Origin of the sequence: Paenibacillus sp. F411 (genome assembly GCF_017582705.1) — a bacterium.
GTDB classification, from domain to species: Bacteria; Bacillota; Bacilli; order Paenibacillales; family Paenibacillaceae; genus Paenibacillus_AQ; species Paenibacillus_AQ algicola.
Genome location: NZ_JAGFIP010000004.1, coordinates 159,201 through 173,368 on the forward strand (window position 1 = coordinate 159,201; position 14,168 = coordinate 173,368).

Annotated in this window: 20 protein-coding genes; all 20 read left to right on the forward strand. The window is 51.0% G+C overall.

Annotated elements, in window-relative coordinates; translation table 11 throughout:
* The first annotated feature begins 16 nt into the window (after window positions 1–16).
* Window positions 17–349, forward strand: a complete 333-nt coding sequence (locus JJQ72_RS06250) for a hypothetical protein (RefSeq protein WP_138226638.1) — start codon at window positions 17–19, stop codon at window positions 347–349.
* A 14-nt stretch (window positions 350–363) separates the two neighbouring features.
* Window positions 364–720 (forward strand): hypothetical protein, encoded by a 357-nt coding sequence (locus tag JJQ72_RS06255; RefSeq protein ID WP_208203094.1) that lies wholly within the window; start codon window positions 364–366, stop codon window positions 718–720.
* Complete coding sequence (locus JJQ72_RS06260; RefSeq protein ID WP_208203095.1) at window positions 717–1,283, forward strand: phage tail protein; 567 nt, start codon at window positions 717–719, stop codon at window positions 1,281–1,283. The genes JJQ72_RS06255 and JJQ72_RS06260 overlap by 4 nt, the downstream gene beginning before the upstream one ends.
* Complete coding sequence (locus JJQ72_RS06265) at window positions 1,280–1,792, forward strand: hypothetical protein (protein WP_208203096.1); 513 nt, start codon at window positions 1,280–1,282, stop codon at window positions 1,790–1,792. The genes JJQ72_RS06260 and JJQ72_RS06265 overlap by 4 nt, the downstream gene beginning before the upstream one ends.
* Window positions 1,782–2,126 (forward strand): hypothetical protein, encoded by a 345-nt coding sequence (locus JJQ72_RS06270; RefSeq protein ID WP_208203097.1) that lies wholly within the window; start codon window positions 1,782–1,784, stop codon window positions 2,124–2,126. Before JJQ72_RS06265 ends, JJQ72_RS06270 begins: the two co-directional genes overlap by 11 nt.
* A gap of 2 nt (window positions 2,127–2,128) precedes the next feature.
* On the forward strand, window positions 2,129–3,568 hold the full coding sequence (locus tag JJQ72_RS06275; protein ID WP_208203098.1) for a phage tail sheath family protein: 1,440 nt from the start codon (window positions 2,129–2,131) through the stop codon (window positions 3,566–3,568).
* A gap of 14 nt (window positions 3,569–3,582) precedes the next feature.
* Entirely contained in the window at window positions 3,583–4,107 is a 525-nt protein-coding gene (locus JJQ72_RS06280) for a phage major tail tube protein (RefSeq protein WP_208203099.1), read from the forward strand.
* A gap of 20 nt (window positions 4,108–4,127) precedes the next feature.
* A complete protein-coding gene (locus JJQ72_RS06285) occupies window positions 4,128–4,478 on the forward strand; it encodes a phage tail assembly protein (protein ID WP_208203100.1) in 351 nt (116 codons plus the stop codon).
* A gap of 169 nt (window positions 4,479–4,647) precedes the next feature.
* On the forward strand, window positions 4,648–7,506 hold the full coding sequence (locus JJQ72_RS06290; RefSeq protein ID WP_208203101.1) for a phage tail tape measure protein: 2,859 nt from the start codon (window positions 4,648–4,650) through the stop codon (window positions 7,504–7,506).
* A complete protein-coding gene (locus JJQ72_RS06295; RefSeq protein ID WP_208203102.1) occupies window positions 7,503–7,715 on the forward strand; it encodes a tail protein X in 213 nt (70 codons plus the stop codon). Before JJQ72_RS06290 ends, JJQ72_RS06295 begins: the two co-directional genes overlap by 4 nt.
* Complete coding sequence (locus JJQ72_RS06300; RefSeq protein ID WP_208203103.1) at window positions 7,712–8,827, forward strand: phage late control D family protein; 1,116 nt, start codon at window positions 7,712–7,714, stop codon at window positions 8,825–8,827. The genes JJQ72_RS06295 and JJQ72_RS06300 overlap by 4 nt, the downstream gene beginning before the upstream one ends.
* A gap of 2 nt (window positions 8,828–8,829) precedes the next feature.
* Window positions 8,830–9,264 (forward strand): phage baseplate assembly protein V, encoded by a 435-nt coding sequence (locus JJQ72_RS06305; RefSeq protein WP_208203104.1) that lies wholly within the window; start codon window positions 8,830–8,832, stop codon window positions 9,262–9,264.
* Window positions 9,261–9,668 (forward strand): phage tail protein, encoded by a 408-nt coding sequence (locus JJQ72_RS06310; protein ID WP_208203105.1) that lies wholly within the window; start codon window positions 9,261–9,263, stop codon window positions 9,666–9,668. The genes JJQ72_RS06305 and JJQ72_RS06310 overlap by 4 nt, the downstream gene beginning before the upstream one ends.
* Window positions 9,665–9,994 (forward strand): hypothetical protein, encoded by a 330-nt coding sequence (locus tag JJQ72_RS06315; protein WP_208203106.1) that lies wholly within the window; start codon window positions 9,665–9,667, stop codon window positions 9,992–9,994. Before JJQ72_RS06310 ends, JJQ72_RS06315 begins: the two co-directional genes overlap by 4 nt.
* A complete protein-coding gene (locus JJQ72_RS06320; RefSeq protein WP_208203107.1) occupies window positions 9,994–11,121 on the forward strand; it encodes a baseplate assembly protein in 1,128 nt (375 codons plus the stop codon). The genes JJQ72_RS06315 and JJQ72_RS06320 overlap by 1 nt, the downstream gene beginning before the upstream one ends.
* Complete coding sequence (locus JJQ72_RS06325; protein WP_208203108.1) at window positions 11,114–11,674, forward strand: phage tail protein I; 561 nt, start codon at window positions 11,114–11,116, stop codon at window positions 11,672–11,674. The genes JJQ72_RS06320 and JJQ72_RS06325 overlap by 8 nt, the downstream gene beginning before the upstream one ends.
* A gap of 8 nt (window positions 11,675–11,682) precedes the next feature.
* Window positions 11,683–13,047 (forward strand): tail fiber protein, encoded by a 1,365-nt coding sequence (locus tag JJQ72_RS06330; RefSeq protein WP_243895907.1) that lies wholly within the window; start codon window positions 11,683–11,685, stop codon window positions 13,045–13,047.
* A gap of 26 nt (window positions 13,048–13,073) precedes the next feature.
* Window positions 13,074–13,499, forward strand: coding sequence for a hypothetical protein (locus JJQ72_RS06335; protein WP_208203109.1), 426 nt, complete (start codon window positions 13,074–13,076; stop codon window positions 13,497–13,499).
* A gap of 50 nt (window positions 13,500–13,549) precedes the next feature.
* Complete coding sequence (locus tag JJQ72_RS20645; RefSeq protein WP_267900157.1) at window positions 13,550–13,681, forward strand: hypothetical protein; 132 nt, start codon at window positions 13,550–13,552, stop codon at window positions 13,679–13,681.
* An 88-nt stretch (window positions 13,682–13,769) separates the two neighbouring features.
* Entirely contained in the window at window positions 13,770–14,156 is a 387-nt protein-coding gene (locus JJQ72_RS06340; RefSeq protein WP_208203110.1) for a hypothetical protein, read from the forward strand.
* Window positions 14,157–14,168 lie beyond the last annotated feature (12 nt).

The following is a 14,168-nucleotide window of genomic DNA, read 5'->3' on the forward strand; positions in this document are numbered from 1 at the left end:
GAGGAGGGAAAATACGATGATTCGAGCAATTAACAAGGTTATTCATAACGGAAAACTTTATCAGCACGGGAAGGAAATCCTCGGTTTGACCGAAAAAGAAGCTCAGCGATTACTTGAACTGGGGGCTGCAGAGGAAGAAGGGGATACATTCTACGAGCCTGAACCTGATAAGGATAATCCGCTTTTGAATGATCTGACTACACCTGAACAATTCACAAAATTGAAGGCGGAGGAGCAGAAGGAGTTCCTTGAATCACTATCGATCGATCCAGCTGGGAAAGCGGAGGATCGTGTCGCCCAATTTGAAGAATGGTACACCGAACAAGTGACAGCTGACGACCAAAACTAAGGCGGTGAGAGGCTATGAACCTTCGAGAGCAGATGGCGAAGGATGTCCAACTGACCTTCATGAACTCGAATGAATTCGCCGAGATCCACACGGTCACGACCTACACCGACGATGCTAAACAAACCGGCCGTAAAGACCGGCAGCTGGAGATGATCGTCGAGAAGTTTACTCTGGACGGCAAGCCGATTCAGAGCGCTGAGGGAGTTTCCGCCCACAATGTCATTATCCATATCGATCCCGATGTACTGGTGTATACCCCAAGGGTTGACCAGTATTTTTATTTGGACTTTATGCGATACGTGATCAAGGGCGTCTCCAATGACACGGGCATCCTGAAGATTGTCCTTGAGGCAAACGGTAAGCGGCCATGAGTGACTTCATTGATATAAAGGACAATTTCAGCCAGGTCAATCGGTCGCTAAAGCAAATGGACAAGGCTGTTCGTAAGGCGGTCTTGTCCAGCCTTAACCGGGCCACGCAGCGTTCGAAGACGGAAGCCGGTAGAAAGACTCGGGAACGGTATGTGGTCAAGCAGAGGGAGGTTGTCGAGACGATCCGGGTCCGTAAGGCTGCCGGAAACTCGCTGACGGCGACTTTGACATCTAAGGGTCACACACTCCCTCTGATTAAGTTCAACGTTTCCCCCAAACGTAAATTGAAGCGGGCTCCCAAAGCCATTAAAGCAGCCGTACTCCGTGGCGGAGCTCGAAAACCAATACCTGGGGCATTTATCGCTCAAACTGGGCATCATACGGGCGTGTTTGAGCGCGTGGGCAAGAAGCGGCTGCCAATCAAGGAGCTCCGCGGACCTGCGGTGCCGTCCATGATGGCCAGCGATGAAGTCCGGGAGCATGTACAGCGTGTTTACGGCGAAGAAATGCTGAAGAGGCTGCCGCATGAGCTTGATCGGACATTAGGGAGGCTGAAGACATGACCCCAAGCTTGATGATGGATCAATTACAGGCGTACCTGCAGCAGATTACGGAGGGCATGTCTCTCGGTCCAGAGCAGTTGCGCCCTAATGTTTATAAAGTGGACCTGCCAGCTCGTGCTACTCCTGACTATGACCCAGTCTCGCAGAATACTGATATTGCTCCAGTAGAGACAACGATCGCGCCTGGGCGGGATGAACGCTGGCCGTACATCATCGTCTTCTTTCTTAATTCTGAGGAAAACGAAGAAGGATACCGGACTGCAGACATCGACTTGATATTCGGCTGTGTCGGCAACGGCTCTGGCGGCTACATGGACGTTTTGCATTTGATGGAGCACGTCCGTATTCACCTGCTGCGGGAAACATGGGAAGGATGGTCCTTCAGGCTATCCCGCCCTTTATCACTGGGTTTTTACGAAGAACAGGCGGATCCGTATTGGACCGGGTACCTTTCTACAACATGGGAAATGCCATCAATCGAACAGGAGGTATGGAAGAATGGCTACTAAAAGAGAACGAGATAAGGAACAGCAAGCGGTAGCACAGCAGGGAACAGAACAACAGGGGGTCTCGGCTGCATCTGCTCCAGAGGCTCCTGCAGCCACCGACAAGCCGGTGCAGCTGATCTATATCGGGCCGTCTATCCGCAAGAATGGAGTCGTGGTACGAACAAATCAGGTGTTCCTCGGCGGGCATCCGGCGTATCTCAAACCCTTGTACACAGATTATCCACATATTAGGGCGTTGTTTGTGCCGGTGGATACTCTGCAGGATTCCTTAAAACAAATTAGAATGACGGGTACGGCATTAAATCATGCTGCCCTGTCGATGAAAGGAGTTTAACAATGGCTGAATTTCACGGTGTAAAAGCCAAAGAGGTGTTTCAACCGAAGGCAGCGGTCGTTCAGACGAACACGCTGCCTATTTATTTCGGCACGGCCCCGATCAACCAGGTCGCGAACCCTGCCGGAGCGGTGAATAAGGTCATTCTTGCTAAGAATCTGGACGATTTCCGCACCAAGCTGGGCTATTCCGATGATTGGGAGTCCTTCACGCTCTGCGAGGCTGCCCACGCTCATTTTGTTGACTCGGAGCAGGGACCAGTTGCCTTTGTGAATGTCCTGGATGTGACGGACGTAGAGGCAGTGCCAGCGGCTGCAGCAACGTTTAAGGATGGCATGCACACAATCGACACAGAGGGCGTGCTGAAGGACTCTGTGACGGTGGCAGACGGCTCCACGACGTTTGTACAAGGCACTGACTATACGCTGACCTTCAACGCTGCTGGTAAGCTGGTGATTGCCATCGTAAGCGGCGGCGCGATTCCGGCGGGGACCACATCCCTGCAGGTCGGATACAGCGCTCTGAAGCCATCCAATGTGACGGCCAGCCGGATCATCGGCGGCACGGATGCGCTGACTGGTGACAGAACAGGCCTGGAACTGATCGAGGACGTGTTCCTGGAGACATCATTTGTGCCTAACCTGGTTGTCGCGCCGGGCTGGTCGGATGACCCTGTAGTTGCAGCCGTCATGGTAGCAAAGGCACAGGGCATTAACGGTCTATTTGAGGCTCATGTGGTCACGGATCTGGACGCAAGCCAGAAATACGTGGACGCCGCGTCGTGGAAAGAGGATAACGGATATGTCAGCCACCTCCAAACCAATGCCTACCCGATGGCCTCATATAAGGGCCGTGTTTACCACATGTCCACGCTGGTCACAGCAGCTATGGTGGCAACGGATGCCCTCAACGAAGGCGTGCCTTATCAGACTCCATCGAATCAGCCTATCACAGCTGACGGGCTTGTGTACAAAGATGGAACAGCCGTCCGGATCCCGTACGACCAGGCTAATGCGCTGAACGCCAATGGCATTGTCACCGGCATCCGCTGGACGGATGGATTCAGGGCGTGGGGCAACTACACGGGAGCATATCCGGAGTACACGGATGCACAGCGTACATTCATCCCTGTGCGGCGGATGTTCTCTTTTATCAAAAACCAGCTCGTGTTGCGGCACTGGCAGCAGGTGGACAACCCGCTGAATCGCCGCCTGATCGAATCGATCGCGGATGGAGCGAATGTCTGGCTCAATGGTTTGGTTGGTGCAGGGTATCTTCTCGGCGGCCGCGTGGAGTTCCTTGCTGCAGATAATCCGGACGACCAGCTTGGCGCCGGAAAGATGGTTTACCGTATCTTTATTACGCCGCCATCCATGGCGCAGGAAATCGAATTTGTCGTCGCTTACGACGTATCATATCTGGCTGCTTTGACAGCGGCTTAAGGAGGCTTCACTTCATGAAAACTATTCCGATCAAGGTCGAAGGTTTATCTGTTTTCCCGGAAGGGAGCAATAATAACTTCGCAACAGGTGATATCACCCTCCCGAATTTAACGCCTCTGACATCAACAGTGTCCGGGGCGTCTATTTTAGGAGAAGTCGATCTTCCTTCTCAAGGTCATTATGGATCGTTAGAGGTAGGGATCGCCTGGCGGACAATTAATAAAGAGGCATTTGACATGGTGAGTCCCGATTTTAAAGGGTTAGAGATCCGTGGTGCTTTCAGCGAATTCGATAACTCAAGAAGCAGCGTGGTAACCAGAGCGATTAAAGTGGTGGTTCGCGGCTTCAGCAAAAGCCTCGACCTTGGAACCCTTGCGCAAAATGCAACTACCGGCACAACAAATACAATCGAGGCGACATACCTCAAAATCTTCATCGATGGCCAAGCGGTTTTTGAGCTCGACAAATTCAATTACATTTGCCGGATCAATAGAAAAGATGCTCTGCTGGACGTAAGAAAAGCGCTGGGCTTGGCCTAATTAAGAAGGGAGAATGAATTATGAGTGATGTAGTCGCAAGGACAGAAAATCTGGAAGAAATCCAAACGGCCGGAACAGCGATTAAGCTGTCCCGGGCTATTACTTGGGAAGATACGGAATACAAAGAACTGACGCTTGATTTTGAAGGTTTGTCCGGTGATGACATTATGGCCATTGAATCGGATTTTATGGATTTCATCGCGGGTCAGAAGAATGTTTTTGTGAAATATAAAACAGAGCATCCGGGCTATCACGCTGTCGTGGCTGCCAAAGCATCAGGTGTGAATCCGTTAATGCTCAAAAAACTCACTGCACGCGACTTCCTGAAAGTGACAGGTGCTGCAAAATATTTTTTGAACGGTTTGGTTTAGCGGATAACCCTATTCGCAGTCTTATGAAAATCTCGATAGGGCTATCACGAGCCATGAAAGGCGATGTCTCATATTGGATGAGCACACCGATCTGGTTGCTTTTCGAATGGCATGCGGCTGCTAAGGAATTTTACGATGAAGAAAAAGCTCGAAAGGGAGGGGGATAGACATGCCGAAGAATTATCAAATGTCATTCGAGCTGAACGGCGAGATCGACCCCCGACTAAAGAGAGCCTTTAGCGATCTTGGAAGCGATGTGCTCGATCTCAAAAAAGACCTTAACTCCCTCCGTAAAGGCGGGAGCTTTGATGAGATTACACGCGATGCAGGCCGAGCATCTGGTGCCTTCGGTGAGCTGAAAGAGGATGTTCGTGAGTTTGGTCAAGTGTTCGAACGTACGCTACAGTTTACCGGAGCCTACGCCATTATTGACAAATTAACCGATTCTATCGGTGGTATGATCACTACAATTGGGGATCTGGATGCACAGTCTGGTCAATTAGGTGCTGCCACCGGTGCAACAGCAGAGGAATTGGCAGAGCTGCAAGAAATTTCACAGTCAATGTACCGCGAAGGCCTCGGTGAAGGCGTCAATGACCTCACGGATGCCTTGATCACTGCCCGCAATGTCACCAAACAGCAGGGCGATGAACTCGCTCAGACGACGAGGAACGCTATTGTTTTGCAGGACGTGTTCAGGTTTGATATCCCTGAATCTGTAAAGACCTCTGACACCTTGATGAGGCAGTTTGGCATCACTTCTGAACAGTCTATGAACCTTCTCGCCCAGGGGGCGCAGCAGGGCCTGGATAAGTCTGGGGAGCTTCTGGACTCCGCAAATGAGTATGCACCTCAGTTTGCAGCACTTGGATACTCCGCAAATGAGATGTTTGATGTCTTTTCTGCCGGCTTGGAAGCAGGTGCCTTCAATCTCGATAAAGTAGGAGATGCGGTCAAAGAGTTTAACATCCGTCTCCAGGACGGCAGCGAAAAAACAAGCGATGCTATGGCTGCGCTGTTTGCTCCCGAAGGTATCGAGGATTTCACCGCTGCTTTAACCAAAGGTGGTACTAAATCTGCGCAATACTTGGAGCTGCTGAAGCATGTCTCCGCCGATACGGCCAAGGAAATGGTCAAGGATCTGCAGAAGGGTGGAAAGAGCGCCGAAGATACCCTAACCACGTTATCCGGTAGATTGGGTGAAGGATTCGGCATCCTAGACCAGTTGAGATCTGGAGCCATCAAAGGCAAGGATGCTATGCAGCGGGTCATCACTGAGCTCAATACCATTGAGGACACGGTTTACCGTAATCAGCTCGGCGTTGAGCTCTTTGGCTCCCAGTGGGAGGATCTGGAGAAGGATGTCGTCGGTGCTTTGGGATCAACCAACAAGCAGTTTGATATGACGAAACAAACCATGGAAGAGATGGCTGCTGTCAAATACGACAATCTGACGCAGGAGCTCAAGGTGCTCGGTCGTGAACTTATGGATGAGGTGATCATCCCGATCGGTGAGGACCTTATGCCGGTATTGAAAGACATGACAGCCTGGGCAAAAGATAATAAAGACGTCATTAAAGCTATCGGGCTCGCTGTTCCGGCTGCCATGCTTGCGAAAAATACCGTTGGGATCGCAAAGGATTTGGGTCAGGTCGGTAAAGCAGTGTTCGATACCACAAAGGGAGTCGGTAAATTCGGCGGAGTGCTGGGGCTGCTTTCGAATCCGATTGGGATAGCTGTTGGTGCGGTTGGCGCTCTGACGGCAGGGGTGATTGCATATAAAAATCACCAGGAAGAGGCGCGGCAGGAATTGCTCAACATGGGCGATGATCTGGAACATGTCTTTGATAATTATGAAGACATTGAACACCAGACAAAGAGGACTAGGAATCTGATTCGTGAGTACGATCGCTTGGAGGAGAAAATCAACGACACAGCTACGCCGGCTGCTATACTCGCTGAGGCGCGTAGGAAACAGAAAATTGTTGAGGAAGAGCTCATTGCGCTTAATCCTGAAATTCTCAAAGCCGAGGATGCAAAAAAGGAAAGCTTCCGGGACCAACTTGATCTAGCCAATCGCTTGAACACAACCGAGCTTGAACGAGAAAAGAGAAAGATTGACGCAGAGATTCTCGATAAGAAGTCTCAGTTGCCTGAACTCAAGGAAAATTACGATGAATTGACGTCGAATTTATCTGGCTTTGAACAGGCTTATGAGGATGCCCGCAGGTCGTATGTTCAGTATCAAGAATTTTTGACAGCTCAACAGAAAATTATTGATACAACTACCGGAGAAGAACAGGCTAGAAAGCTTTCTGAATTAGCCGATAGAATTGAAGTTGCAACTGGTAGATACTACGGCAATAACTGGGCCAATCTAGCTTTCGAAACACAGGACCTTAAAAAGGCTTTCGAATCAAACCTGATTAGTTTTGAGAACACAGAGAAAGACATCGCGAATGCCAAAGATAGCTTTCAAGAGCTGTATGATAAGCAGGTCGCATTGATCAATTTGAATCTTGGTGCACCTATTGATGAACTAATGGGCAAGTATGGTGAACTGAGTGCAACAGAGAAACAACGTGTTGATGCAGCCAAAGAGCAGATCATGGAGCTTAATCAGATGATGGCCGACATGCCATTAGAGAAGACAATCAACATCGGCGTTCATTGGAAACAGTATGGCGATGTGGCCGGACCGCGGCTGGGTATGCAGTCCATGCAGATGTATGCTGAAGGCGGCCTGGCAAACAAACCTTCCATTTTCGGCGAGGCTGGGCCTGAGATGGCTATTCCAATTCGCAAAGATCAGCGCTCCCGTGATCTCCATGCTTTGACAGGTAAGATGATTGGAGTGGATCAGTCTGATTCAGGCGGAGGTCAATTTATCTACAGCCCATCAATAGTCATTCAGGGCAATGCTGATGAGCAAACGGTTCGCAGGGTAATCGGTGATGCGCAGAAAGAGTGGGAGTCGCATTTAGGCGCATATCAGCGCAATAGACAGAGGGTGAGCATGACACAATGAAAACTTACAGAACAATTCAGGGTGATACGTGGGACAGTATCGCCTTTTCTGTTGCCGGAAAAGAGTCATTTATGGTCCAGCTGATGAATGCTAATCCAGACTATGCCGAGGTGGTTATCTTTCCGGCAGGAGTCCTGCTGCAGGTGCCGGATATCCCTGTCGAACGTGCATCCACTTTACCACCCTGGCGGCAGGAGGACGGATCATGAAAACCGTGGTAGACGGCCGTTACGCCTATCTCATGCTCAAGTATAACGGCAAGGAAATCGGTACCGAGTATTTGAGCAAGTATTTGATGGATTTTACGTACTCGGACGGAGCGCCCGGGGATCAGGACAGCATATCAATCTCCTTGGATGATCGGGAAGCAAACTGGTTAAATGCCTGGAAGCCGGAATTCGGAGACAAGCTGATCGCTGAGATCACGGTTGTCAATTGGGATATTCCTGGTCAGAAGGCGAAGCTGCCCTGTGGCACTTTCGAGGTGGATGCCATCGACATAGACGGCCCTCCGGACAAGGTAATGTTGCAGGCTGTAGCTCTGCCCCTCGGGGGAGCTCAGGCGCAGCAGGAGCCCCGCACAAAGGCTTGGGAAAAGGTGAAGCTCAAGACCATCGCCCAGGATATCGCATCCCGAGCGAAACTCTCTTTGGTGTATTCGGCCAATGTGAACCCCACATATGACCGCCTTGATCAAACGGATCAGGCCGATCTCTCGTTTCTGGTCGAGATAGCAAAAGATGAGGGCATAGCAGCCAAAATATCAGGCGGCAAGCTCGTGCTTTTTGACGAAGCTGAGTATGAAAAGAAGCCAGCAGCCCTGGATATCGTTAGGGGCGAGAGTAACATTGTTATGTATGGCTTCGGAGAGAGTAGCACCAATACAGCCTATGGTTCATGTGTAGTCACATATCGCCCGCCTGCTCCAGTCAAAAAAGCTAATGCTAAGAAAGGTAAAGAAACCGTACCGAAAGGGACAGCTGCTGCGGTACCGGCGAAAACGGTGACTTCAAAGGTTATAACAGGAGAATACAGCTTACCCAACTCAGATAATCTACCGGTACTCCGCATCAACGAGCGGGTTGAAACTGTGGCAGAAGCCAACCGTATGGCCCGGAATCGGCTGCGAGAACAAAACAAACAGGCTGGCAAGGCCCGGTTTACACTGGATGGGGATGTCCGGCTTGCCTCGGGAATAACGGTCAACATAAAGGGATATGGACAGTTTGACGGCAAGTACATTATCGAGAGCGCTAAACATAGCCTGGGAGTTAACCCGTATCAAACAGATATTGAAATTAGAAAGGTGCTAGGGTGGTAACCATGGGATCGAGTCAATTTTTAAACATTTTTCGTATCGGCGTTTGCTCCACAGCTGATCCAGAGTCCGGCACGATCACGGCTACCTTCGAGGATCGGCAGGATATGGTTTCTGGTGACCTCCCTGTTCTCACTCCTGGTGGCTGGGCACGTAGAAACGAGCTGCCAGAACCTGGGCAAGTAGTGGCATGCTTGTTTTTGGCGAATGGTGTCTCCGATGGGATATGCCTCGGAGTGATTGAAGATGAAGAAGACCCCGCCGGAACTGCTGATCAGCGTGGGATGTGGTTTGAGGACGGATCGTATGTTTATTATGATCGCACCTCTCAGCAGCTGAAGGTCAAGGCTGCAGGCGGCGTGACTCTTGAAGGAGATGTGACCATAGCCGGTAATCTAACGGTTGATGGCAGCATAACGCGAGGCGGTGAGAACCTATGAAGTTAGGGCTTGGAGCACTGGGGGATGTGGTCTTCATATCGTCGTTCAAGACCCCGATTAAAGTGCGCACATTCCGGGATTTCCAGCGCGATTCCTCGGCCAGATGGGGGAGCAATGATATACACCTGCATAAGCCCCGCAGCCAGTTTCTCGGCCCGGGGCTTGATACGATATCGTTCACCATGCAATTAGATGCGCGGCTTGGTATGAACCCCCGGAAAGAAATGGAGAAGCTTCTGGTCTATCAGCGCGATGGAAAAGTACTCCTGCTGCAGGTAGGCGGGAAGCCGCTAGGGCAAGGAAAATGGAAGATCCTGAGCCTGTCCCAATCCTGGGCTGACATTGACCGGGAGGGCAACCTGATCAAGGCAGATTTATCGATCACATTGGAGGAATACGTATGATCGAACATACAGTAAACGTAACGCAGCCGGCAGCCATGAGATTTGGGTTGACAGGCATTGAATCCATCAAGCAAAACATACAGGTCATAGCAACGACATACGCAGGCACGGTCCCTCTGGATCGTGCCTTAGGTATATCTCCGGGAGTCGTTGACCAGCCCGAGGTTATAGCTCAGGCTCTCTTTGTGAATGAGCTCATGGCAGCCATCAAGGAGGGTGAGCCGCGGGCTCAAATCACTGACATAGACTATGAGCAGACCCCGGAAGAGGCGGCACAGGGTAAATATCATGCTGTCATCAAGTTTGTTCAAAGAGAGGTGCAGTAATGGCGCAACTTGTCGAGTTACCCGATATCAAATTTGTCGAGGATGATGCTAACAAGGTCTTTTTAGAGATGGTCGCCGTATTCCAAGGGTTTACCGGGCGGACCTTAAATCGAGCGGATCCGGAAATGCTGGCTTTGCGGGCCTTTGCTCAGCTAATCATCCAGCAAAGGGTGCTGATCAACAAGGTGGCCAAGGGCGAGCTGCTTCGGTATGCCAAGGGGATTGTCCTGGACTACTTGGGTGATCCAGAGACACCCCGGCTGCAGGCTGAACCGGCGATCACCACAGAACGCTTTACACTATCGATCCCGTTAGTCACTCCGCAAATTATCCCAGCTGGAACCCGTATTGCTCCCGAGGGGGCAGAGGGTTCCATTTTGTTTGCCACCAAAACAGCGGCGACCATCCCTGCAGGGGTGACTACAGCAGACGTGCTGATCGAGTGTCTGACGCCTGGCGTCATCGGCAACGGATTCTTGCCGGGTCAGCTGACCACGCTCATCGACCCCTTGCCGTTTGTGGCGTCTGTGACAAACCAGACGACAACCGCAGGCGGCGCAGATACCGAGGATGATGATTCTTACCGTGAGCGCATCAGAATGGCCCCTGAGTCCTTTTCTACGGCCGGACCGGAAGAAGGATACGAATACTGGGCTAAGTCAGCGAGCGCCGCCATCGTGGACGTAGCGGCTGTCTCCGAGTCGCCGGGAGAGGTTACGGTGGTACCTTTGCTGGAAGGGGGGCAAATCCCCACGCAGGCTGTACTGGATGCAGTGGCTGCCAAAGTCAACGGCAGGCGGATACGCCCTCTAACAGATCGGGTGACTGTCCAGGCGCCTGAAGCAGCGCCCTATGACATTGACCTGACCTATTACATTGACAGTGACCGTGCTGCTGAATTAGCGGTTATCCAAAGTGCTGTCGATGCGGCGGTGGAGGCATATAAACTCTGGCAAAGATCAAAGCTCGGGCGGGATGTAAATCCCTCAGAGCTTATTTGGCGTGTCATGTCGGCAGGGTCACTGAGGGTTGCTGTTAGGGCTCCGATGTTTATGGATGTGTCTCAGCTGCAGGTCGCGCAGGAAGCAAACGTGAATGTGGTATTTGGAGGGCTTGCAGATGATTAACATAGACCAGATCAGCGTGTATGACCTGCTGCCGCCGAATGCACAGGCAGATCCTACCGTCTCGGCTGCGGCCAGGGCGCTGGACAGTCATGTGCAGCAGCTCAACAAAGAGGTAGAGGACTTGTCCTTTTATCGCAGGCTGATGCAGGGCCGGATCACGGATGCAGAGGCAGACGAGCGGGCCTGGCAGGATCACGTGGACTTTTGGGACACCACGCTGCCTCTGGAACAAAAGGTGCAGCTGCTCAAAAATGCAAAAGAGTTCCACCGGATCAAAGGGACGCCCGGCGCGATCGAGGACCTCATCACAATCCTCTTTGGTGAGGGTAAGGTCGAAGAGTGGTTTCAGTATGGTGGGGAGCCTGGATATTTCAGAGTCACCACCAATAATCCGGAGGTAACCCTGGACCGTGCACAGGAGTTCTACCGTGCGGTCGAATCGGTAAAACGTCTCACCGCTCACATGGAAGAGGTAATCTTGTCACAAACCGAGAGCTTTAACCTATACCACGGCGCGGGCGTCCACGTTAGCGAGTACATCTTAATCAGGTAGGTGATCAAATGTCATCATTTAGCGCAAAGGGATTAACAAATAAGGGCCGATCATTACAGGCCAAGGCTCAGGCAGGAGCGCAACTAAAATATACCAAGGTCGTAATCGGCGACGGTCAACTCGGAGGGCAGTCCATTACAGCACTTACAAACGTGATCAGCTCTAAAAAGACAATAGACGTCACGCGTTTAAAAATGACGCCGCCGAATCAGGCTACGGTGGGATTTGTACTGTCTAATCAGGACGTTACAACGGGCTTTTACTTTCGAGAAATCGGCGTTTTTGCCATGGACCCGGACGAGGGTGAAATTCTATATTATTACCTCAATGCGGGAGATACAGCAGACTATATTCCGCCTACCGGGACCGGGGATCTAATCAACAAAAATTTCGACGTGCTGGTTTATGTGGGCCAAGCCCAGAGCGTGACGCTTTCGGTCGATACAAATCTTGCTTATGTTACACACAAAGAACTCGATGAAGCATTGGCAGGTCTGGACCCTGATATCCCGGATGCCTCTCTAACCCAAAAAGGACTCGTGCAGCTTTCGAATGCAACGAATGGTACAAGAGAGAGCGTCGCAGCCACAGAAAAAGCGGTCAAGGCTGCATACGACGAAGCCCTCGCGGGAAAGCAGCTTGGAGTTGAGCGTAAAGCGGAAGTGGTTGCCGCGCTTAACTCCATCGGGGTGACGGCATCCACATCAGAAACCTGGGCGCAATTGATACCGAAGATTTCTGCGGTTATTCGCGCAACAGGTAACGCGACGGCGGCGCAGGTATTATCGGGGTCTACGTTTAGTAACGCGGGAGCGAACGGATTGGTAGGAACGATGCCGAACCGAGGCGCAGGCGGGACCGTCACGCCGGGCACTTCGAATCAAACCAAAGATGCCGGGTATTACTCGTCGCCGATTACGATATTGGGAGATCCGGATTTAATATCTAGTAACTTACCTAAGGATGTTAATATTTTCAACGTCCAAGGACTATTGGAAAGACTCACAACGACCGATCGCAACGCGATTATATCTGCCATTGTTTCGAAAGGCGTTCCCGCTAGTGCTGCCGACAGTAATGCAGTACTCGCAGCTAAGATATCGCAGATATACACAGGCAAGAAGACGGCAGAAGGATCATTCACCTCAACTGGTGCCAATGTCGTAGTACCTATAACTGGATTGGACTTCACGCCTAGAGTTATCGTTGTGTACAACCCAGGTTCAAGGTACGCGGTGTATGGACTAAACGGAACTAACGGAGCGTATGACCGATCTAACAGAACTAACGTGTTTACTGAAGTTGGTTATGGTGTGTTTAAATTTAGCCCTAGCGACGGCGGAGTTACGTATAACTGGCTCGCTTCAGAATAAGACTTAGCGAATACGGAGGTTACAGAATGGTAAAGGTTGGGAGAAAATTATATTATGATATCTCGTCAGGTAATGCCATCGTCGAAACCGGAGAGAGAATGGGGGCTGTAAGAGAAACTACGAGACAGGAAGACTTTCAAATATACAAAAGTCTTGCGGAACGAGAGCCGCACACAGTAGGAGTGGTGGTTCTAGAGTACGGAGATTACTCTCAGGATTTTACGGAAGGGGTATGGGTCGGAATCGATCTCGAAAAATCTGTGCCTATTTTCCAGTACTCCGATCCGGCTGATCCCGAAGCGCCGCCAGTGTATCAGCCGCCGTTGTCAGAACAGATCAATGTGCTCAAGCAGGAAAACACGCTCCTCAAGGCGCAGAACGCTGCTCTATCAGAAAGAGCTGACTTTATCGAGGACGTCATCGCAGAGATGGCCAATCAGGTGTACCAGTGATACTCAACTTGCTTTATTGGCTTGTATGCCGCTTGAAGGGAGGTGAGGTCATGATGGCGATGTTTTTTGCTCAACGTGTGATTTTGGGTAAGACAGCATTTAGTGCTGTACCATCCACGCTGCAGCCGGGCGTGCGTGATATCTTGGTTGACAGCGGTCTGGAGTTTTTGATTGAAGAATAGTTTCACCAGCTACGCCGCAAGGCGTATTTTTTATGCCCCTGGGTGGTCCGGGGGCTTTTTAATTATAGAGAGATAGGGGGAGAGGGGAATGAAACCAGAAGGGGTGGGTGACGTGACAGACGTCAATACATTAGTCAGCCTACAAGTCGCATTGGCCAGAATCGAGGAAACATTGAAGCCTTTGGCTGCTTTGGTACCATCCGTTGCGGAGGTCAGGGATACATCCAAGGAGGCTTTAGCTTGTGCCCAGCAAGTTAAGGACAAGTTAACCGCCTTGGAGCCTGAATGGGCGAGCACTCGCGAAATGGCAGAGACGGCGCTCAGAAAGGCAGAAGAAGCGCTGGAGGTACAGCGAGAACAGGCAGAGGGGCGTAAGTGGATGAAGCGTGCTTTTTACGGTGTGATTATTGCAAGCTCTGCCTCGGGGCTTGTGGCGGCTGTATGGGCTGGTTTTAAGCTAGCTGCAATGAAATAAAGGGAGGAATGA